Source organism: Mucilaginibacter sp. GW822-FHT03E02, from assembly GCF_058801545.1.
In genome coordinates, this window is record NZ_JBXANJ010000001.1 from 1,117,264 (window position 1) to 1,137,672 (window position 20,409).

Genomic DNA, 20,409 nt, shown 5'->3' on the forward strand with positions numbered 1-20,409 from the left:
CACTTGCTGCTTTCATCCGCAACAGGCAGGCTGGCGTATGGGGTTGCCTGACTTTCATAAAATCATGCCTGCCTATGGCCAGCTTGCTTTTTTGAAACACAGGCCTTTTTCAAAACTAAAATTATGGTAAAGATCAAAGAGGGCTATGTAATGAATGCCCGTGAAAAAGCGGAATATGACAGGCAAAATGCCCTGCCACGCAAGACTTCGGGGCGGGTTGATTTTTACTATAAACCGCAAACCAAATACCCGCCCCGCATTTATGTGTTCATGCACGCGGAGTTATGGTGCGACCGCAATCGCAGGCCGATGGGGCTTTACCATGCTGTTCCTTTTTTGTCACGCCCGATGAACCGGGAGGAAATAGAATACCACCATTTTGACATCCGGCTTTGTTATCACCAATACGAGCATTGGGATAAACTGATCTATGCGGAAGAACAGGAAGCGGAGTTTTTAGACCGGGAAACGCCCGGAGTAGGCAAAGCATTTTTACAGCAATTAAAAACTTTTCGGGAGCGATGCCCGATAGGTTCACAGGCGGTGAAACTCAGATCGGTTACTGAATCATCCGAAGAAAACGAGGTAACCTTGCTTATGCGGGAGCTGATCAAAAATGGCAGTAGTTATTCGGCAAAAGAAATCTCCATGATGATGATGCAGGAGCAGGATGGCGAAAACCGGTTAGCCATTAAAATACTGCTGAGAGAATTGTATAAAGCTGCCGCCAGCCGAAATGAAATTGTAAATACGATAACAAAGGAAACTGTTGAAAGGAAAGCGCTGCAGTCCCAGGAGCGCAGCCGCAAGAATTTTGTGAGGCGTGTTTTTAAACAAAACAAGCTGTTTGCTTTAGAAGAGATCAAGGTAAGGTATCCCGATTATGAAGAATGGCAATTGCTCAATGATCTGCACCGAAAACCGGGCAATCCTAAAACACGAAAACATAAACAGGTGCTTGATCTCCGCCGCTGTCAGCTGGAAAAGCTTTCCGAAAGACTGAAAGCGGCAGGCGATGACGAAAAGGAATATCATTCCATCTGCCAGAAAATGGCCATACTGGCTGAAGCACACCGAAACCGCCTGCCTATTCCCTTAACTGTAAAGCTGCAAAATGAGGTGCTGGTTTATTATTTCAATTGGAAGATCAGGGAAACGGTTATCAAATCATTTGTCATCCTGGCCAATAGCGACGGGATGACCCATGGGCAGCTGCGTAAAAAACATCAGGAAATGGCAGGCAGTAATTATAGTTATTAAAATCGGGCAGCCCCGGCTAAGCCGGGGCTGCCTGTGGTATTTGGAGAAACACCCGGTTGATCTTCCCAGAAGGGCAACTTTACCTGACCCGGGCAATATTCAGGATCTCATACTCATTAAATTGCTGAATATAAATATAGTTGCCGACCTCCGCGATCAAATCGCTGAAATCAGGCAGGTTAACGGACTGGGTAGTCATCGAATCGATCGGACAATCTGTAAAGAAAAACCGTTGTTCTAAGATGGGTTCTCCCCAGTAATAACTGTTGTTGAGGTGATCATACAACTTTCCCTTATAAGTGATCCAATACCGGATACGCTTTTCATCAAACTCTTTTACCAGGGGTAGTAACTCCTGAATGAGTCCTGCTAATTCTGCTTCTTCTGCCGCTGTTATCTGGTTCAGGTACTTCTTGAGCGCAAGGAAATTCCGTTTTTCATTCAGGGGTGCAATGAGCTTTTGCAGCTCTTGTAATCTTTTGATGCGGTCCATGTGATAAGATTCGTTTAGATGGTAAATATAGGTTTTCTACCGGAGTATGTTTTGCATAAACAATATTTCTAATGCTGCCTTTCACAACCCTGCCCGCAAAGGAAACCGCTCCGGGGTCATGGTAAGAGCATTGCTTGTTCTAAACTATCCGCGCCGGGGATTTTCTGCAGCGAAATTCCGCTGCCAAACTCGTTGATCCAAAATGTAATGTTATGTAATTCTATTTTTTGGTACCGTAATAATTTGGAGTAAAAGACCACATTTTCCCTTCTTTCGGGATTATCCGGTTCGATCAAAATGCTTCCAAGATAAAAGACGTTGGCCCTATAAAATCCTTTACCTGCCATATTACAATAGCGGGTCACAAATTCAGGGCTTCCGTTCTATTTAAATATTTGATCCGGTTAAAATTCTTTCGATACGAAGAGGTGAAGTTCTTCTTCCTGTGGGTTTTTCCAGCTTGATCCCGCTCTTTTAAAATCCATTTTCAGTAAGAGATCGCACATATGTTCATTTTTGCTCGTCGCATAGAAACAGGCGCCCGCTTCCCTGGCCATTAACGCGGCGATCATTTCCCGGCTTAGCCCAAGCCTCCTGAAATGCTGATGGGTTACCGCATAGCCTATTTCATAATGGTAATGAACGGCCTGCCGGGGAATTTTTGCTTTCAGGAAGATGCCGGTGATGTAACTTCGTTTTTGATTTTTTATCGAGGCTACACTGGCCAGCTGATCGCCTATATAGGCAAAAGCAAGTATCGCTGCGTTAGCTATCCGGCCCGGCAATCCTTCCGGGTCCACTTGTCCGCCTGATACCACCAGGTCGTGAAATGCCTGCAATTGGGCGTCTGAACATGCTGAGGGAGCGAGTAACAGGATTTGACGGTCAGGCATAGCAAAAGGAATATGGTACAATTTAGCAATTTAATTGCTTTGGGCTTTAAGCTTTTTAAAAAGCATACAAAAACTTGTCCGGCTGCGCTGCTTATCAAAACCCGATCTAACAGATTTATCCGCAAGCGCACCAAACCTTTCGTTTAGCCGGGGCGCCTATCTTTAGGCGGGCTTGCTGATCCCCAGATTTTCATTTATATGCAGCCCGGGATTTTGAATAACAGAAGCTACGAAGGCCGCGATACTTTTTCTTGAAATGGCCGTGCCTGCTTCCGGCTCACCCTTTTTGGTCAGGGCATAGTCAATTTCACTGGCATTTGTAAACCAGTCGGGCCGAAGTATGGTATAGTCCAGTCCTGATGCTTCAATAACATCTGCCAGTTTTCGGTAAGGCATAACTACAGATTGAACAGGTTTATTATAAATGCCAATTGAACTGATGGCAATTACCCTTTTCACACCTGTTTCCTGCATTGCTTTTACAATATTATTGGCCATAGCTTCCAGGTTGCCGGCAAGGTTGATATAGACAATATCCTGACCGGCGACAGCATTTTTCACCTCCGCGAAATTCATCGCATCACCTTCGATAACCGCAGATCCTCCGACAAGGCCCGGATCCAGCCTTCTTTTATTTCTGACGAACAGCGTAAGCTCAACCCCTGCAAGTTCTTTCAGGGCTACAATAACATGGGCCGCAAGGCTGCCGCCTGCGCCGATAATGATTACTTTCTTCATTTGCTGCGTGTTTTTTATATGATTTCTCGCTATGTTACAGCATACCGATTTTTGTTAGCCAGCTTTTGACCAATTTTTTCGCTTCTTCTTCTTTTTTACCTTCCATTACAAACAAAACCCCATCTCTTTCTATGCCTCCTTTGATGGTAAAACCATCCAATACCCTGCTATCCGGGCAGAGCGCTTTAACCTGATCAAAACTGCTTCCTATGCCATATCCGGCATTGGTATTGAAGGGAATAACTGTTTTCCCTTTCAGCTGGTATTGGTTCAGGAAGCTCTTTATCGGCGGCGGTAATTGCATCCCCCAGGTGGGAAATCCGATAAAAACCGAATCATATTTTTCAATACTGTCAATTTTTGTTTTTAGTGGCGGCAGATAACCTGTTTCATTTTCTCTGACGACCTGATCTACCGTTGTTTGGTAATCAGCCGGATATGGGTTTACCAATTCAATCGCAACCAGATCTCCCCCTGTATTTTGCTTAATGAATTCTGCGACCGCTTTTGTATTATGAGTTCGGGAAAGATAAACAATCAATATTTTTTTAGCAGACACTGGTTGTTGTGCTTTTGTACAGCCTGAAAGAGATACTGAGGCAATGGCGATTAAAATGAGATTTCTGATGGTTAATTTCATAATTGATGAATTAATTATTGCTCATTTTTTTTGATAGAAATATATTCCTCCCGCAGATTTTTTTTAGAATCTGCATTCCTCCGCAGGTGGAATATATTTCCGGATTTCATGACATACAATGAAATCTTTTATTACATGATTAATGCTGCACTTACTATTATTTCTGATCGTAATTAAGCTGCAAGTGAATCATTTTCCTCGTTAGTTGGTGTACCCGGGTATCATATGAGGCGGTTAAAATACCCGGTCCGGGATCCGGAATTACATCATACCTAACACGGGATGGGTAACATAGGGACTTTCAAGCGCTTTAATTTCATCCTCCGAAAGTTTGATATCCAAGGCTGCAACGGCTTCCTCTACGTGTTTCACAGCTGTGGTCCCTACAATAGGAGAGGTAATAAATGGCTTGCTTAGCATCCAGGCCAGGGCTTCCTGCGCCATTGACACGCCGCGCTTCCCGGCTACTTTTTCCAGGTTATCAACCACCACTTTATCCATTGCGTTACAGCTATCCCATACCCATTTTGAAACCTCGTCTATTTCTACACGGGGAGTTCTGGTACCCCATGGATGGGTCAAACGGCCGCCGGCCAGCGGGCTCCATGGTATAATGGCAATTTTAGGGTTCTTACAAAGTGGTATCATTTCGCGTTCTTCTTCCCGATAAATCAGGTTATAGTGATTTTGCATCGATACGAATTTGGTCCACCCGTTTTTCTCGGCAATGTTTTGCATTCTTTCGAATTCCCAGGCATACATGGTGGAAGCCCCGATATATCTGGCTTTGCCACTTTTAACCACGTCATGAAGCGCTTCCATAATTTCCTCCATCGGAGTTTCCGGATCTAAACGGTGGATCTGATAGAGGTCAACGTAATCCATCTGCAGGCGTTTGAGGCTTTTATCAATTTCGCTTAAAATCTCCTTACGCGAAAGACCGCCGCCGTTCGGACGTCCCTGACGCATAGGCATTCTAACCTTCGTCGTAACCACGATCTCATCACGGTCTAAATTAAATTCTTTAATGAGTTTACCGGTGACTTCTTCACAGGTGCCCGTTTGATAGACGTTGGCAGAATCAAAAAAGTTAATTCCCAATTCAATCGCTCTTTTAAAGATAGGTTTCGCGTCGTCAAAGTCTTTTGCCCAGGGAAAAAGCCCAAATTCTTTGCCGGGCTTGCCAAAGCTCATCATACCAAGACAGATTTTGGAAACGTCCATACCAGTGCTTCCTAATTTAATGTATTCCATAGCGTAATTTTTTAATGGTGAAACAAGTGTTTATGAGTAATTATTTATCGGCTGACCGTGTCAGGCTCTTTTATAAAATGGTTTGTATAAGCTTGAAATGTGTTACAATACAGGACCTTAACCATAGCCTTAAAGGCAATCAACCAGCAATTATGTCAGGGGCAATATTCCTGGTTTCCCCTTTGGTCTTCATTTATTTTTTGTTCGTTCATTAAAATGTGGTTGCTACCGATCTCAGGATGATCCATTTTCCACCCCGGTTTTCAAGCTGCATCGTCTGTTGTAAACGCCAGTTGTTTCGCGAACCCCAAATCCGGGCATCAAGTACATTCTGGCCGATAAAGGTGGCCTCGTTTCCTTTTAAATCTACAGATGTCTTTACCTCTTTGTAGGAATAATATTTCATACGTTCACTTGTGATCTCAGCGAGCCACTTGTCTTTGGATTGCACATATCCTGTGATATGGGTAAGCGTAAAATGCGTATCTAAAATCTTGTTCAGTCCTGCCGTATCCTTTTCGATCATCAATTGGGTCAACTGCCGGGATAAGGCTATTATCTGCGATTTATTGTGATCTGTTTGTTCGTTTTCCATAGCACGTTGAGGTTTTGTCTTCGTTTGAGAACAGGCGGTTGCACTGGTTATGATAAGTGTCAGCAGCAATAACATGTGAGGTAATTTCATTATTTCTATCACTTATGCATCCTTAATTAATAACACATCCATTTCGTTTATTGCTTTCTAATTGGTGCTTCCACCCCTGAAAAAACCAATACTTCGGGAGGTAGTCTTTCCCCGGAGATTTTTATAGTATCCAGCTTGTTATTCAATTCCCGCAGTTCTGCCGGAGTGAATGTCACTTCGGCTGCCCCGATATTCTCTAACATATGGGGCATTTGTGTGGTGCCTGGTATAGGAACTATCCAGGGTTTCTGATGCAGTAGCCAGGCAAGCGAAATTTGAGCAGGCGTTGCTTGTTTCTTCCCGCTCCAGTTTTTCAGTATCTCCACCAGTGCCAGATTACCTGATAAGTTCTCCGGTGAAAACCGGGATTCTATGGCACGGATATCACCTGGGGCGAACCTTGTTTTGGCATCAATGGCTCCGGTAAGAAAACCTACACCAAGCGGGCTCCAGGGAACAAAGCCAATACCAAGTTCCTCACACAATGGAATAATTTCCTTTTCAGGGCCACGCCATAACATGGAATATTCGTTTTGAATAGCCGTAACAGGATGTATTTTATGGGCCCGCCTTACCGTTTGCACACCCGGCTCTGAAAGCCCGTAATGCAACACTTTTCCTTCTTTTATCAGGTCTTTTATGGCTCCTGCAACGTCTTCTATCGGCACATTTGGGTCAACACGATGTTGGTACAATAAATCAATCCGGTCAGTGCGAAGGCGTTTAAGCATGCCTTCAACAACTATTTTGATATGCTCCGGACGACTGTTCAATCCAGGATTTCGCTTACCGGTTTCCTGGTCGATGTTCCAACCGAATTTGGTCTCTACCACTATCTTATCGCGGAAGGGAGCGATACCTTCCCCAAGTATCCGTTCTACTTCAAAAGGGCCGTATGCCTCTGCTGCATCAAATAAGGTTACCCCATTATCGTATGCAGCCCGGATGATCCTTAACATTTCCGGACGTGAAGGGATGATGGTCTGGTAGGTCCGGCTCATGTTCTGAACACCCAATCCAATACTGGAAACTTCAAGCGTATCGCCTAATTTTCGCCTGCCGGAAAGTAACCGCGAAGCAGGGTTATTTCCCGTATTTTCAGGTTTAGGACTTATCGGCTGACCATATCCGGCCGCAGGTAATAATGCACCGCCAGCTATGGCAAGTCCGGCTGTTTTTAACAGGTTTCTACGATTCATATAAATATTTTTTATCCAGTGGAAGTTTTGATAATCAGCATGCCGGAATTCTTTAATTAAATATCCAATCTTCTGCCACTAAGCCGTTTGACCATTTCGGGATCGCGGTGGTCGAAAAATAAGCTTTGATTGGTATCCATGCTTGCAATGGCTACCATATCCCCGGGCGAAAGATTAAAATCGAAAATGTTGAAATTCTCTGCCATCCTTTCTTTTTTTACCGACTTGGGTATGACAATTACGCCACGCTGTGTTAACCAGCGAAGAATGACCTGTGCAATACTCTTGCTATATTTTTTGCCTATAGAAAGCAGTAATTCATTTTTAAAAATGTCATTTTTGCCTTCAGCAAATGGCCCCCAGGATTCAATCTGAACATTATTGTCCACTAAGAATTTTTGTGATTCAATTTGCTGATGGAGGGGATGCGTTTCAATCTGATTGATGGCCGGGCTAATTTTGTTATGCAGGATCAGGTCAATTAACCTGTCTGGTTGAAAATTGGCAACCCCGATAGCCCTCACTTTTCCTTCTTCATATAATTCTTCCATTGCGCGCCACGAACCATACACATCGCCATAAGGCTGGTGGATTAGGTATAGATCCAGGTATTCTAATTGAAGTCTGTCCAAAGATGCCTTAAACGCTTTCTTAGTATTTTCGTAACCTGCATCCTGAATCCAGAGTTTAGTGGTTATGAAGAGGTCCTCTCTTGCAACGCCGCTTTTCTTAATGGCATTGCCTACATAAACTTCGTTCAGATATGAAGCTGCGGTATCCAGAGAACGATAACCAACGCTGATCGCATCAAGGACACTTTGTTCACATTCCGCCGCATCGGTGATCTGAAAAACTCCGAATCCAAGGACGGGCATTGCAACGCCGTTATTTAATTTTACACTATCCATAAGTAATCGTTATTGTTAATATCATGGCTAATCACCAACTGGAGGTTAGCCTTATGCTCTTTAGTCTTCTGACATGGAAAGCAGACCTTCATCAAGCCTTGCACCGTGCAGTGTGATTTTTTCCATCGCCTGGTCGATCTCATTCAGATCATCGGCTGTCAGATTAAGGTCCGCTGATTGTATATTATCGTCTATGTAAGCGATTTTGTCCATGCCTGGTATGGGAACGATCCAGGGTTTTTGTGCTAGCAACCAGGCCAGCGCGACCTGTACTTTAGATACATTTTTTCTTTTGGCAATATTATCCAGCATTTCAACGACAGGCATATTGGCCTTGATCGCTTCCGGTGTAAATCGGGGGAAATTCGCACGAAGATCAGTCGCGGGATCGAACTTACTGTCCGGGGTGATATCTCCTGCCAAAAATCCTGTACCGAGCGGGCCCCAGGGCACGAAGCCTATACCCAGTTCCTCACATACGGGCAAGACTTCCGCTTCCGGCTCTCTTGTCCAGATCGAATACTGGTTTTGTATGGCAGCTACAGGGTGAACGGCATGGGCCCTGCGAATGCTGGCAGCACCAGCTTCTGAAAGACCGTAATGCCTGATCTTGCCGGCCTGGATCAGGTCTTTCAATGCACCGGCTACATCTTCTATAGGTACGCCCGGATCTACCCGGTGCTGGTAGAAAAGATCAATATAATCTGTCTTTAATCTTTTTAAGGATTCCTCCACTACCTGGCGTATATGTTCCGGACGGCTGTCCAGCCCGGCAATGGCGCCATTCTCCAGTTTAAAACCAAATTTTGTTGCGATAATGACATCTTTACGAAATGGCGTTAAGGCTTCACCCACCAATTTTTCATTCGTATAGGGTCCGTATCCTTCAGCAGTGTCGAAAAAGGTGATACCTTTTTCAACCCCTGCGCGGATAACGTCTACCCCAACATGGATATCTACGGCTTTTCCGGTTCCGAAACTCAGGTTCATACAACCCATGCCTAAAGCGGACACTTCCAGGCCGCTATCGCCTAATTTCCTCGATTTCATATTAAATTATATTAGAATGATATGCTTAATCTTTTCTTTTTTGCAACCAGGTAACAATTTCACTTTTACTGCCGGCTTGGATCACCACATGTATAAACTCACTGTCAGACATGGCGGTGTGCCAATGTTCAATTCCTGCCTGGATAAACAGCACGTCACCATGTTTCAGCAACCTGATTTCACCCCCTTTTTCCCGGTAATAGCCTTCACCTCCTACGACAATTAGAATCTGGATGCCATCATGTGCATGCCAGATAGTAAGTACCCCTTCGTCCCTGATCACGTTCATATTTATAGCCGCAATAGATTGGTTTACCGGGATCTGTTTTCGGCTATCTGTGAACCAGGTCATATTCCCGCAACAAGTGCTTTGTTGCGGAGTGCCGGTACTGGGATTTTCTGCCGTGGTCATTGCTGTTGTCGTTTTCCTTTTGGTTAAGACAAAGTTACCCTTGCATCAGGGTGCGGGGTAAAGATTATCAAACAATTAAGTATGATTTTCAAGTAGTTTTACAGCCGGTCGCAGGTATCGAAATGCGGCTAGTGCCCTGATAGATAGGGATTCAAAGCTATTTGCGGGAAAGCTTGTCCGAAAAACGAGCCTGCAGCCTGCCCGACAAACATCATATAATAATTGGAGGAAATAAACGCGTTCCCGCATCGCTCGTGGCATGGACGGCTTTCCACAGATGGTAGTCATGGATGTCCGGTTATTTTCCGGTACTCTTTTGCTGCGCGAATATTTCTTCCGTAATAAGCAGGGTATGCTCTTTGTAAGCAGTGAGGAAATTTCACGGGGATAGGCATCCGGTCGTTCCGGAGTCATTCAGCGGATAAATCATTCGCTGAAATTAAAGTCGTATTACCGGAAATCCCCCTGCCGTTCAGGATATTCAGGAGGATATGCTTAATTCGATGCTATGGTCAAAACTGACCTGCCGGTTTTTTGTCAGGTGGAGCAAGACTAATCCTGCAATTGCCGGGGTCACGCGATTAAACAGCGGACTCCGGCCAATACAAACGCAAAATGGTACGATGTACCCCTTTTGAAATTTAATCGTTGACGTTAATAATAAGTTTTTGCCCTTTTAATCCTGGGGATGTTGCGGTTAAGGTGATGGGGCCGGTATGGCTTCCGTCCGACTGGATAATAACCTGGGCCAGGCCATTAAACAGCTTTCTTTTCCACGTTGCTGCGGGGGCTTTAAACTGAATTACGCCGGGGTCCTGGTTTGGCGTATCCCAGGCGTTAATCTTTTTAATGGGCAGGGCAACGATGACTATACTATTTTTTCCCGGGTGCAATAATGCCTTAGGTATGGTGAACACGTCCCGGTCCTTATGATAGTCTAACTGGGCAGCTAACAAATGGCCATTGAAATATACCGATTGTTTGCGGCCGATACTTTTGTAAAAAAAGGTGAGTGGAAAACGTGTCGTCTCATTGGTTAATTTAATACTGCCACGATAAACCCAGGCTTTTACGGTAGTATCGCCTATATTGGTAAACGCCTTTTGCCAGCCGCTGTCGTCATAGGTCTCGGCGATTTCGCTTTTGCGAATGGTATCAGGTACCGGCAATTCCTTCAAGTCTTCAACAGGCATATTTACCATCGTTTCCAGGAATTTGTCAGGCTCCAGCGAGGTAGGGTTTCCGTTACCTACTCCTATAATTCTTCCTGGACCTTCAATTTTGAAGCTTATTTCATTGCCGGCATCAGGTATCGCCAGACCTTTATTATCATGCAGGCTGACCTTAATCACGGCCACATCCTGCCCGTTCGCTTTCAGTACATTTTTATGGGCTTTAAGCGCGATCGCCTGTGGGGTCCCGGTGGTTTGCACGGTTTCGGTTAAAACCTTTTTGCCGCCGGTATAACCAACGGCCTTCAGTGTTCCGGGGCTGTATGGCACGGTCCACTCCAGGTGCCCGTTTCTGGACATGTTTTTTTTGCCCTGGGTTTTGCCGTTTAAAAACAATTCTACTTCATCGCAATTGCTATATGCCCAAACATTGATGGGTTGTTTTTCCCTGCCTTTCCAGTTCCAGTGCGGCAGAAGGTGCAGCACCGGCTTATTACCCCACCAGGCCTGCAGATACCAGGCATTATCTTTGGGAAAACCGCACTGATCGAGCATCCCAAAGTACGAGCCAATTGATGGCCATCCATAAGGTGTAGGCTCGCCCCGGTAATCAAAACCGGTCCAGATGAACATACCTGCTAAAAAAGGCCGTTTGGCATAGTAATTCCAACCTTCTTCAATGCTGTAAAAGCTGGGCCTTGGTTTGGCATCATAAGCAGCTTTATAATGGAGCGAATCGTTGGTAAAGTAAACCCCGCGGGTGGCAAAAGTTGACCCTTCTTCCGTGCCCCAGCCTTTTTGCTGCGGGAATTTCTGATGCTGCGCGTCGGGATTTTCCTGGGCAATATAGTTAAAGCCGATTAAATCCATCACTGCGGATAAGCCCTTTCCCCAACCGCCGCTAAATGCTGCGGTAACCGCGCGGGTGGTATCCAGGCTTTTGACATAGCCCTGCATAGTGGCTGCGATACGTGCGCCTTGCGCTGAGTTTTCGATTCCCCATTCTTCGTTTCCTACCGACCAACTGATCACGCTTGGATGGTTTCGGTCGCGGTCAATCATTTTTTTCAGATTGCCCAGGTGGTAATCATCTATGCCCATCAGGCGGTTTTCGTCGATCACCAGCATACCCAGGCTATCACAGGCATCCAGCAGTTCGGGTGCGGGCGGGTTATGCGAACAGCGGAAGGCATTACTGCCCATTTCTTTTAAACGGGCAATTCTATAGTATTGCAGCTCATCGGGTATAGCTGTTCCTACTCCGGCATGTTCCTGGTGATTATTGGTGCCTTTTATTTCCAGTCGTTTTCCATTTAAATAAAAGCCGGAATTGGCATCAAAACGCAGTGTCCGGATACCAAAACGGGTCACATATTCATCAACGGGTAGGTTATTAACCAAAATGGTGGTCACCAAACGATGCAGATACGGCGTATCAACCGACCATAACTTAGGCTGCGCTATTTCCAGTTCGCTGCTATACTCACCCGTTTTAAAAGGCTGCAGGCTATGGCCGCCGCTTTGTTTAGTGGCCAGCAAATGCCCGTCGCGGTCATAAACTTTTTGTACAATGGTAAAATTACCAGCGTCCGTATCGTAACTGCTTATATCGATTTTAATCGCCAGCTGCGCCTTGCCGTTCCCGACAGTACTGCTCACAAATGTACCATTGGTAACCACATGCAGCGGCGATGTTTTATTGAGCCACACATGCCTGTAAATTCCGGCCCCTTCATAAAACCAGCCCTCTTCCATAGTGGCATCGACCCTCACGGCGATAGTATTATCACCACCGTAATTTAAAAGCTGGGTAATATCATATTCAAAACCATTGTAGCCGCTTAACTCGGTACCCAGGTAATGTCCGTTTACCCAAACGGTGGAGTTTCGAAAAACACCGTCAAATGCGATAGTGATATGCCGGCCAAAATCCTGCTGTGGAATGGTGAATTTTTTACGATACCAGCCTACGCTGCTCTCGGGGAAATTCCGGCCCAGCGCTTTGAAGCCATGGCTATAGCTTCCTTTTTCGCTAAAACCAAGTTCTGCTGCCCAGTCATGAGGCAAATCAAGTTTGCGCCAGGGCCTGTCGTCAAAATCAGCGGCGGCGGCGCCGTCACCGTAGCCGGCCTTGGCAAAATAGGAGAAATAACCGGTTCCGTTCCTGAAATCTTTGTTGGCATCAAACGGATGGCCATAAGCAAACCTCCAACCGGTATCTATACAAAGGTGCGTCCTTGATTTTTGCCCGCTACCGTCCGTTTGAGCGGATAGGATTGAGGGGCAGCAAATCAGGAGCAACAACAAAAGGCGCAAAGTTTTCATAGTTGATCAGGTATAGCGTTATTGGACCGGGCCGAAATTATACTTCTAAAAATAACTGTAAAATACACAGCTATCTAAAAAAAATATTCCGGATGAAATGATATGCTTACATTTTGGTAAAAAAGTATCAACATAAAAACAGGAGGTTATGCTTCCTCTCCGGTTTGTAGGCTTGATAAATATCAACTACCTGCAAGGGAAGTAATGCCCTGATGGATAAGCAAATCAATATAATTACGCATCAGATCGCCTTTGAAGAAATAGTCTGAAACCTGTTCGGCGAGCATCATCCTGAAGATGGTGGTAACGCATACCTTTTTTTCATCGGTTAACGGAACTACAGGTGCACCTCCGAACTTAAATACAGGAAGCTCCTGCAAATTCCCTAAACCTTCGTTTTTCCTGAAAAAGTCCTCCGTGAAAACACAGACATAACCGCTGTAAACAGGCGAAACTATTTCCCAGGAATAGCGAATGAGTGGATTGACAAAAAACAGGAACGTGCCATCCATTGGTATGCTTTTGTCTGCATAGTGGATAATATTGTTCCCGGTATTCAGACATATCTTGTAAAAGTCCCTCCTGTTATTGCTCAGTGCATGATTAGCCCCGCTTTCTATTTCATAAACCTTAAATCCCCTAAGTTTGGGTTCAGCAGGGTGGAGATCGAATGAGAAAGGACTTAGATGGTTGCTCATCTTGAATATATTAATAAAGCAATTATTTTGCTGTAGGAAGAGCATTAGCTCACGGATATTCCGCCCCCGGAACATGCGTTGCCGGGAGCCGGAAGAGGGAATTTTATTTACCTACCCTGTGTTGTAAATGCGCAGGATATCTGTCGCCTTCGATAGTAATATGATCAGCAGCGCGCTGAATTTCCTGAAGATCGCCGGCGGAAAGCTCAATGTCTGCCGCACCGATATTTTCTTCCAGGCGGTGTATTTTCGTAGTGCCCGGGATAGGAACGATCCACGGTTTTTGTTCGAGCAGCCAGGCCAGCGCGATCTGGGCAGGTGTAGCATTTTTTTGTTGGGCTATTTTACTCAATAATGCCACTAATGCCTGATTTGCCTTACGGGCTTCGGGCGTGAAACGGGGTACGCTGTTACGAAAATCAGTACTGTCAAATTTGGTATCTTCGTTGATCGCCCCGGTTAAAAAACCTTTACCGAGCGGGCTGAACGGAACAAATCCGATCCCCAGTTCTTCCAGAGTGGGAATGATCTCCTTTTCAGGTTCTCTCCACCATAAGGAATATTCGCTTTGCAAAGCAGCTAAGGGCTGTACAGCATGTGCCTTTCGGATACTTTGAACACCGGCTTCAGACATCCCGAAATGCTTTACTTTTCCTTCCCGGATCAGGTCCTTTACCGTTCCTGCCACATCTTCTACAGGTATATTCGGATCAACACGATGCTGATAGAAAAGGTCAATCCGGTCGGTTCGTAAACGTTTTAGTGAAGCTTCAGCCACTTCCCGGATACGCTCCGGTCTGCTGTCAAGGCCTGCTTTGGAACTGCCGCCTGCAAAACCGAATTTGGTAGCAATGACAACCTGATCGCGAAATGGTGCAATCGCCTCGCCGAGCAACTCTTCGTTCGTAAACGGACCGTAAGCTTCCGCGGTATCAAAGAAAGTCACACCTTTTTCAATCGCTGCTCTGATCAGCTTGATGCCATCCAGGGTATCAGTGGCAGGGCCATAGCCAAAACTCAGTCCCATACAGCCGAGCCCCAGCGTGGAAACCTCAAGGCCGCTGATTCCTAATTTTCTCTTTTTCATAACTTGTCTTCCTTATTGTAGCTATTGTATTGTTCGTCAGACACGGGCTCCAGCCATTCAACAATGCCTTTTTGGGTATTGGTACTGATGGCGATATGCGTAAACTCGCTGTCCGGCGTTGCTCCATGCCAATGTACCAGATTCGGTGCAATGGTCACTACATCACCCATCTGCAGCAATTGAATAGGTTTGCCTCTTTCCTGGTAATAACCAAGGCCGTTTATACAGATCAGGATCTGGCCGCCCGCATGACTATGCCAGTTATTTCTGCAGCCCGGTTCAAAAATGACGTTGCCAATTGCGCTGTTAAAAACAGGGTCATTGGGTACAAGCATTTTAACCCAGGCCGTTCCTGTGAAGTATTCGGCTGGAGCCCGGTCGCCTTTGGGAAAGATATTTTGATGCGCTGATGTATTCATAAATTTTGCGTCTCCTTTTGGATGACACAAAGTTAAGCTGACAAATACACTGGCAAATAATGATAATCAAACAAAAAAGTATGATTCTCAAGTAGTTTGAACCCGAAAGGATTTTGGGATTGTTCCTGTAAGTCTTTTGAAGTAATTATTAAAATAGGTTGGATATTCAAACCCCAGCGCATAACCGATTTCGGCAATGCTCCAGTTGGTGTGTTGTAATAATGCCTTCGCTTCGCTGATCACCCGGTCTGCAATATGTGTGGTAGTAGGTTTTCCGGTGATCTCCCGTACTGCTTTATTCAGGTGATTGACGTGCAGGGACAGGCTGCTTGCAAAATCCTGCGCGTTCCTTAACCGGAGCGGCTTACCCTGGCTTTCAATAGGAAATTGTCTTTCTAAAAGTTCGAGGAATAAGGAGGTGATCCGGGAGGATGCGTTCTTTTGTTTGTGATAATTTTCGGATGGCTGCATTTTCAAAGCCTCATGAATGATCAGGTTAATATAGTTACGGATCAGCTCGTCTTTAAATACATAGCTTGTTGTCTGTTCCTCCAGCATTCTTCGAAAAATATTGCTGGCAAATTCGGCCTGCTGACTGTTTAGAGGAAAAACCGGGTTCCCTCCAATTTTAAATAACGGCGATTCCTGGAGGCTTTCAGAACGTTCTTTAACAGCCAGAAAATCCTCTGTGAACAGACAGGCATATCCGGATCGTTCCTCTGAAAGCACCTCCGGAGAATAAGGAATGTGGGGATTGGAAAAAAACAGGGATGTGCCATTCATTTCAATACTCCTGTCCGCGTAATGAAGGATGCTATGGCCGGTAAGTAAAGATACCTTATAAAAATCCCTCCTGTTAAAGGCGGGAACCTCGGTAACCGTTTCTTCCAGTTCGTAAACTTTAAAGCCTCTCAGTTTTAAGTCTGCTGCACTGGTTTCACAAACAGGGGAAAGCTTATTATTTTCCATTGGATAAATTTAAGAAATTCAAATTAACTGATGGTTACCTGCATCGAATAACGATACCGGAACCGGATTACTGATTTATAACCTAAATATATTGCAGCTTTTCTTCTTCCAGATCGAGATACATGAGGTGTCTCCTGATAATTTCTTCATCAATGTCCCCGTCTTCCTTATTCTTTTTGATAAGCCATTCCCTTTGCACGTCCAATATCTCCAGATATATTGATTTAAATTCTTCAGTGAAAATGATATCATCAGGCAGGGAATCACTATCCTCCCATTTGCGGGCGATTTGCTGAAGCATTGGTTGTCTGCCTCGTTGCAACGCGTAATTTGAATTTAAATAGTGTAATCCCAGCCTTGTTAATTCCCTTCTGATATCGTTGTAAACCTCTTCGTCGGAAACGTTGTCGTCCGGATCTGTTAAAACCAGTTTCCTGATCAGGTAGGGTAAAGTCAGCCCCTGTAGGAGCAATGTGCTGAGAATGACAACGAAAGTAATGAAGAGGATAAGATTACGCTGTGGGAAAGCCGAACCGTCCGCGAGGTAGACCGGGATGGATAATGCCGCGGCCAGAGAAACTACACCACGCATACCTGACCATCCCATTAAAAAAGGCAGTTTTAAGCCGGGGTTTCTTCTGTCGGCAACAGTTATAAAATTCCTGGCGATCAGGGTAACCAGTACCGCTGCGAACGATGATAAGATTCTGCCGATGATCAGCACCCCTGTAACTAAAAGCCCGTAACCTATAGCCGTACGAATGGACACCCCTTCGAGTCCGGCCGTTATTTGCGGAAGGTCAAGCCCGATGATCATAAAGACCAAACCATTCAAAATAAAACTCAGGCTATCCCAGACATTCAGCCCGCTCAGTCTGGAGCTGCTGCTCAGGTACCGCAGCCTGTAGTTGGACAATAACAGGCCACCGCCTACTACTGCAAGCACCCCCGAACTGTGGGCTGCCTCGGCAGAAATATACATGATATAGGGTGTTAAAATAGACAGGGCCGTATCTGTATTGGTATCTGTTGGCAAATATTTATGAGATTTCATGAAGATATAGCCAATGATCAGCCCGATTCCAATACCGCCGGTCAGCATCCACAGAAAACTTAGTGCAGCCTGGTGCCAGACAAAATTGCCGGTGCCCACCGCGATCAGTGCGAACCGAAAAATAATCAGGGATGAAGCATCATTCAAAAGGCTTTCCCCTTCTAAAATATTGGAAACCCGTTTAGGCACTTTTACAAACTTCAGGATCGCGCCTGCACTAACGGCATCGGGCGGCGATACGATGGCCCCCAGTAAAAACCCTAGCGCCAGCGTAAAATGCGGTATAAGATAATGTACGGTCAGCGCAACCGCCAGGGCTGTAAAAAACACCACCAGGAAGGCAAAACTTCCGATGATCCTTCGCCATCGCCATAGTTCTTTCCAGGAAATATGCCATGCTGCATCATATAGGAGTGGTGGTAAAAAAAGAATGAAAATTAATTCCGATTCAATATGCACAGCAGGGAGCCCGGGTATGAAACTAATTGCCAGGCCAGCCAATACCAGTAAAACCGGGTAGGCGACCCTGATCTTCCTGCTTAACATGATCAGTAGTAAGATAACGATGATCAGGCTCAGATAAAAAGGAAAGTTATTTAACATGGCAGCGGAATTATCAACTAATTTATGAAAATATACATGTTATTGGTGGAACGGCATAGCCATCAATGGATTTGAACAGGGTCCGTTTCAGCGTCAGGTATTGTCTTAAGCGTGAATTCCGGCGCTTTTCAGACTGACTTGGTGGCTGAGCCTCGTTCCTTCCTTTAATTTTTAAATTGATTACTGTCATTATTTTCGTCGTTTACCAATTACCAGAACTGTATTCGTTTTCATTGAACAGGGATTACAGGCATACCTGATTTCCTGGTAACGATGATCCCCTCCTTTTATTAATCATGCAGCCTTGGTGCATTTTAAACAGTAAAAGTTTTGGAATTTAGGTTAGCCATCAACACCGGTTGCTCATCGGAATATTCTTCGGATGCATCAACTGGCCGGCCTTCATGGTCTGCGAAAAGCGATCACAATTGCCCATGATTATTCATAAAGGCTCTTTGAGCAGTGTACTCATAAGCGGTACAAAAATCCCATCAATATTTGTAATCATTGTTATACAGATTACTGTTTTACTTACCAATTTTACTGATTAGCCAGCCATCAGTTAGTGTCCCGGACAGAATACTTTATCTTTAATAAGTTATTGTACAATGGATAAAAGGAATTCAATAAGGCCAGACTGGAACGCTTAAATTCTTAGGGTATATGGGGATCGGGTAACCCCGATTAAATATATGGACAGATTACAGGAATTTATTGTGCGTTTATGCCTGGGAAAGCAAATTCATACGCTGGACAGGGAAAGGATTAAATATTGTTTACCTTAGAAGTTTTTCTATATACCCCCTGATGAACAAAATAAGTGCCGCTTCTGATGAAGAACTGATCGCCATGTTAAAAAATGGCGTTTTTGGGGCATTTAGTGAATTGTATGAGCGGTATTGGAGTGCCATGCTGGCCAAGGCATTCGACCGGTTAAAAAGTCAGGAAGATGCAGAGGAGGTTGTTCAGGAACTTTTTATAAAAATCTGGCAAAGGAGGGAAAAAATTACCCTGCAATATTCTTTTAAAACCTACATCTACGCTGCCCTTAGGTATGAGACACTGGATTTTGTTGCCAAACAAATTCACCTGAAAAATCAGCTATCCATAGATGAAGCCGATCTGCAGTTGCTCATTCAGGAAGAAGGGTTTTATTCACTGGAAATGAAAGAACTTCAGCAACAAGTGAATGAAATTATTAATAGCCTGCCAGAAAAATGCCGGTTAATTTTTAAAATGAGCCGAAATGAAGGCTTGAACACCCGTGAAATTGCCATTGAGCTCAATTTATCAACGCGTACGGTAGAAACACAGATCAGCAAAGCCTTAAAGCTGCTGAGGCGCACATTAAAAAATATAAATTCTATATTTTTTTAGCCCATATTTCTGTTTTCAGAAAAAAAACTAAAAAAAATCTACTTTTTTTCACCTGGGCGTACGTGTTCGGCAGAAAAAAACCGGCTATAGTATCAGTAAATTGAATCATTAGCTATGTTCGTCCCTGAAAATATCAAACATTTGATTCTTAAGTGGAAAAAAGGCAGTTTAACAGCGCTTGAAAAAAGCGAACTGGATGCCTGGTATAACGCACCACTTCCTGACGCTTTCGAGTTGGAAGGCACTGACGAACCCGAGTTGAAAAACCGCATGTTTAAACGGATCAATACCGCTTTAGGAACCGAAGGGCAAAAAACCATCTTCAGGAGATTGCCGGTATGGGCAAAAACTGCGGCAGCCGTCATTTTGTTCTTTGGAATGTCCTTTCTTGCTTATCAATATTACTCAAAACCAATGGCACCAAATGCCGATCAGCAGGTACTAAGTATCGGGACCGTCCGGAGGGTCATCCTGCCGGATAGTAGTATTGTCTGGCTAAAGGGTAACAGCAAGCTTATTTACCCGGCAAATTTCGGAAAGAATACAAGAGAAGTAGAACTCATCGGCGAGGGGCTTTTTGAAGTGAGGCATCATGTTCAAGCGCCATTTATTGTCAGGTCAGGAAATTACCTTACTACTGTACTGGGTACAAGCTTTAACCTTAAGTCTGGAAAAGATGATCGCGACTTTTCAATTGCTGTTCTCACAGGTAAAGTCGGTATAATTAAAAAAACACCAGGTCAGGAGAGTAAAGTGCTTTTTGTAACGGCAAACCAGGTATTCAAGGCAGACCAGGGAGCGGTAGAAACCGTAGTAAGCAAGTCCAAGAAAGAGAGCTTTCAATCAATTACTGCGGGAACGGAGTATGACATGGCCTTTGAAAAAACGCCCTTCGAAGAGATTATGCATCGTTTTGAACAAAAATTTGATGTTCACTTTGAAGGATATACCGGCGAATATAAATCCTGCAAAATAACTGCCGATCTTACTAACCAGCCGCTGGAGCAGTCGTTGATGCTGCTTTGCCGCTCCATTAATGCTACCTACAAGATTCATGAAAATAAAATTCAATTAACAGGAGGAGGCTGTTTCGATGAATAAATAGTCTTTACTTAAATTAAAACGGGAGTGCTACCAACACCCCCGTCAATTGGTTCCTAATTTTTTTATTTC

The 20,409-nt window shown here is 44.6% G+C and carries 19 protein-coding genes; 3 read left to right on the forward strand and 16 right to left on the reverse strand.

The features are described from left to right. Positions 1-123: 123 nt before the first annotated feature. Positions 124-1,260, forward strand: coding sequence for a hypothetical protein (locus AC1RM2_RS04465; protein WP_492983798.1), 1,137 nt, complete (start codon positions 124-126; stop codon positions 1,258-1,260). A 79-nt stretch (positions 1,261-1,339) separates the two neighbouring features. On the opposite strand, the gene AC1RM2_RS04470 is transcribed toward AC1RM2_RS04465, so the two are convergent. The 16 genes from AC1RM2_RS04470 to AC1RM2_RS04545 form a co-directional block, all read right to left on the reverse strand. After that, positions 1,340-1,753, reverse strand: coding sequence for a hypothetical protein (locus tag AC1RM2_RS04470; protein WP_492983800.1), 414 nt, complete (start codon positions 1,751-1,753; stop codon positions 1,340-1,342). A gap of 404 nt (positions 1,754-2,157) precedes the next feature. Next, complete coding sequence (locus AC1RM2_RS04475) at positions 2,158-2,646, reverse strand: hypothetical protein (RefSeq protein WP_492983802.1); 489 nt, start codon at positions 2,644-2,646, stop codon at positions 2,158-2,160. 162 nt (positions 2,647-2,808) lie between these two features. After that, entirely contained in the window at positions 2,809-3,384 is a 576-nt protein-coding gene (locus AC1RM2_RS04480) for an NAD(P)H-binding protein (protein WP_492983804.1), read from the reverse strand. Between the two features lie 34 nt (positions 3,385-3,418). Then, the gene (locus tag AC1RM2_RS04485) at positions 3,419-4,024 is read right to left on the reverse strand and encodes a flavodoxin (protein ID WP_492983806.1); all 606 of its coding nucleotides are present in this window, start codon (positions 4,022-4,024) and stop codon (positions 3,419-3,421) included. A 261-nt stretch (positions 4,025-4,285) separates the two neighbouring features. Beyond that, positions 4,286-5,248 carry an aldo/keto reductase gene (locus tag AC1RM2_RS04490; protein ID WP_492983807.1) on the reverse strand — a complete coding sequence of 321 codons (963 nt, stop codon included), beginning with the start codon at positions 5,246-5,248 and terminating at the stop codon, positions 4,286-4,288. Positions 5,249-5,489: 241 nt separating this feature from the next. Beyond that, positions 5,490-5,873: a nuclear transport factor 2 family protein gene (locus AC1RM2_RS04495; RefSeq protein WP_492983808.1), complete on the reverse strand. Its 384-nt coding sequence runs from the start codon at positions 5,871-5,873 to the stop codon at positions 5,490-5,492. Between the two features lie 137 nt (positions 5,874-6,010). Then, entirely contained in the window at positions 6,011-7,162 is a 1,152-nt protein-coding gene (locus AC1RM2_RS04500) for an aldo/keto reductase (protein WP_492983809.1), read from the reverse strand. Between the two features lie 56 nt (positions 7,163-7,218). Beyond that, positions 7,219-8,070: an aldo/keto reductase gene (locus tag AC1RM2_RS04505; RefSeq protein ID WP_492983810.1), complete on the reverse strand. Its 852-nt coding sequence runs from the start codon at positions 8,068-8,070 to the stop codon at positions 7,219-7,221. A gap of 60 nt (positions 8,071-8,130) precedes the next feature. Further along, positions 8,131-9,120: an aldo/keto reductase gene (locus AC1RM2_RS04510; protein WP_492983811.1), complete on the reverse strand. Its 990-nt coding sequence runs from the start codon at positions 9,118-9,120 to the stop codon at positions 8,131-8,133. 25 nt (positions 9,121-9,145) lie between these two features. Further along, entirely contained in the window at positions 9,146-9,532 is a 387-nt protein-coding gene (locus AC1RM2_RS04515) for a cupin domain-containing protein (protein ID WP_492983812.1), read from the reverse strand. 641 nt (positions 9,533-10,173) lie between these two features. Next, positions 10,174-13,029, reverse strand: a complete 2,856-nt coding sequence (galA, locus tag AC1RM2_RS04520; RefSeq protein ID WP_492983813.1) for a beta-galactosidase GalA — start codon at positions 13,027-13,029, stop codon at positions 10,174-10,176. A 182-nt stretch (positions 13,030-13,211) separates the two neighbouring features. After that, positions 13,212-13,727 carry a hypothetical protein gene (locus AC1RM2_RS04525; RefSeq protein WP_492983814.1) on the reverse strand — a complete coding sequence of 172 codons (516 nt, stop codon included), beginning with the start codon at positions 13,725-13,727 and terminating at the stop codon, positions 13,212-13,214. Positions 13,728-13,830: 103 nt separating this feature from the next. Beyond that, a complete protein-coding gene (locus AC1RM2_RS04530) occupies positions 13,831-14,814 on the reverse strand; it encodes an aldo/keto reductase (RefSeq protein ID WP_492983815.1) in 984 nt (327 codons plus the stop codon). Then, entirely contained in the window at positions 14,811-15,233 is a 423-nt protein-coding gene (locus AC1RM2_RS04535) for a (R)-mandelonitrile lyase (RefSeq protein WP_492983816.1), read from the reverse strand. Before AC1RM2_RS04535 ends, AC1RM2_RS04530 begins: the two co-directional genes overlap by 4 nt. A gap of 87 nt (positions 15,234-15,320) precedes the next feature. Continuing rightward, positions 15,321-16,202, reverse strand: coding sequence for a helix-turn-helix domain-containing protein (locus AC1RM2_RS04540; protein WP_492983817.1), 882 nt, complete (start codon positions 16,200-16,202; stop codon positions 15,321-15,323). A gap of 82 nt (positions 16,203-16,284) precedes the next feature. After that, entirely contained in the window at positions 16,285-17,859 is a 1,575-nt protein-coding gene (locus tag AC1RM2_RS04545; protein ID WP_492983818.1) for a Na+/H+ antiporter, read from the reverse strand. Positions 17,860-18,666: 807 nt separating this feature from the next. Between AC1RM2_RS04545 and AC1RM2_RS04550 the strand changes: the two genes are divergently transcribed. Together AC1RM2_RS04550 and AC1RM2_RS04555 are read left to right on the forward strand one after the other, a co-directional pair. Further along, positions 18,667-19,236: an RNA polymerase sigma-70 factor gene (locus tag AC1RM2_RS04550; RefSeq protein WP_492983819.1), complete on the forward strand. Its 570-nt coding sequence runs from the start codon at positions 18,667-18,669 to the stop codon at positions 19,234-19,236. 114 nt (positions 19,237-19,350) lie between these two features. After that, entirely contained in the window at positions 19,351-20,337 is a 987-nt protein-coding gene (locus AC1RM2_RS04555) for a FecR family protein (RefSeq protein WP_492983820.1), read from the forward strand. The last annotated feature ends 72 nt before the right edge of the window (positions 20,338-20,409 follow it).

What these genes read in the sequence shown, in the direction of transcription:
- AC1RM2_RS04515 (WP_492983812.1), bottom strand. Translation starts at nt 9,532, where the DNA reads ATGACCACGGCAGAAAATCCCAGTACCGGCACTCCGCAACAAAGCACT.
- AC1RM2_RS04530 (WP_492983815.1), bottom strand. Translation starts at nt 14,814, where the DNA reads ATGAAAAAGAGAAAATTAGGAATCAGCGGCCTTGAGGTTTCCACGCTG.
- AC1RM2_RS04480 (WP_492983804.1), bottom strand. Translation starts at nt 3,384, where the DNA reads ATGAAGAAAGTAATCATTATCGGCGCAGGCGGCAGCCTTGCGGCCCAT.
- AC1RM2_RS04495 (WP_492983808.1), bottom strand. Translation starts at nt 5,873, where the DNA reads ATGGAAAACGAACAAACAGATCACAATAAATCGCAGATAATAGCCTTA.
- AC1RM2_RS04550 (WP_492983819.1), top strand. Translation starts at nt 18,667, where the DNA reads ATGAACAAAATAAGTGCCGCTTCTGATGAAGAACTGATCGCCATGTTA.
- AC1RM2_RS04535 (WP_492983816.1), bottom strand. Translation starts at nt 15,233, where the DNA reads ATGAATACATCAGCGCATCAAAATATCTTTCCCAAAGGCGACCGGGCT.
- AC1RM2_RS04555 (WP_492983820.1), top strand. Translation starts at nt 19,351, where the DNA reads ATGTTCGTCCCTGAAAATATCAAACATTTGATTCTTAAGTGGAAAAAA.
- AC1RM2_RS04485 (WP_492983806.1), bottom strand. Translation starts at nt 4,024, where the DNA reads ATGAAATTAACCATCAGAAATCTCATTTTAATCGCCATTGCCTCAGTA.
- galA (WP_492983813.1), bottom strand. Translation starts at nt 13,029, where the DNA reads ATGAAAACTTTGCGCCTTTTGTTGTTGCTCCTGATTTGCTGCCCCTCA.
- AC1RM2_RS04525 (WP_492983814.1), bottom strand. Translation starts at nt 13,727, where the DNA reads ATGAGCAACCATCTAAGTCCTTTCTCATTCGATCTCCACCCTGCTGAA.
- AC1RM2_RS04465 (WP_492983798.1), top strand. Translation starts at nt 124, where the DNA reads ATGGTAAAGATCAAAGAGGGCTATGTAATGAATGCCCGTGAAAAAGCG.
- AC1RM2_RS04545 (WP_492983818.1), bottom strand. Translation starts at nt 17,859, where the DNA reads ATGTTAAATAACTTTCCTTTTTATCTGAGCCTGATCATCGTTATCTTA.
- AC1RM2_RS04500 (WP_492983809.1), bottom strand. Translation starts at nt 7,162, where the DNA reads ATGAATCGTAGAAACCTGTTAAAAACAGCCGGACTTGCCATAGCTGGC.
- AC1RM2_RS04475 (WP_492983802.1), bottom strand. Translation starts at nt 2,646, where the DNA reads ATGCCTGACCGTCAAATCCTGTTACTCGCTCCCTCAGCATGTTCAGAC.
- AC1RM2_RS04505 (WP_492983810.1), bottom strand. Translation starts at nt 8,070, where the DNA reads ATGGATAGTGTAAAATTAAATAACGGCGTTGCAATGCCCGTCCTTGGA.
- AC1RM2_RS04470 (WP_492983800.1), bottom strand. Translation starts at nt 1,753, where the DNA reads ATGGACCGCATCAAAAGATTACAAGAGCTGCAAAAGCTCATTGCACCC.
- AC1RM2_RS04490 (WP_492983807.1), bottom strand. Translation starts at nt 5,248, where the DNA reads ATGGACGTTTCCAAAATCTGTCTTGGTATGATGAGCTTTGGCAAGCCC.
- AC1RM2_RS04540 (WP_492983817.1), bottom strand. Translation starts at nt 16,202, where the DNA reads ATGGAAAATAATAAGCTTTCCCCTGTTTGTGAAACCAGTGCAGCAGAC.
- AC1RM2_RS04510 (WP_492983811.1), bottom strand. Translation starts at nt 9,120, where the DNA reads ATGAAATCGAGGAAATTAGGCGATAGCGGCCTGGAAGTGTCCGCTTTA.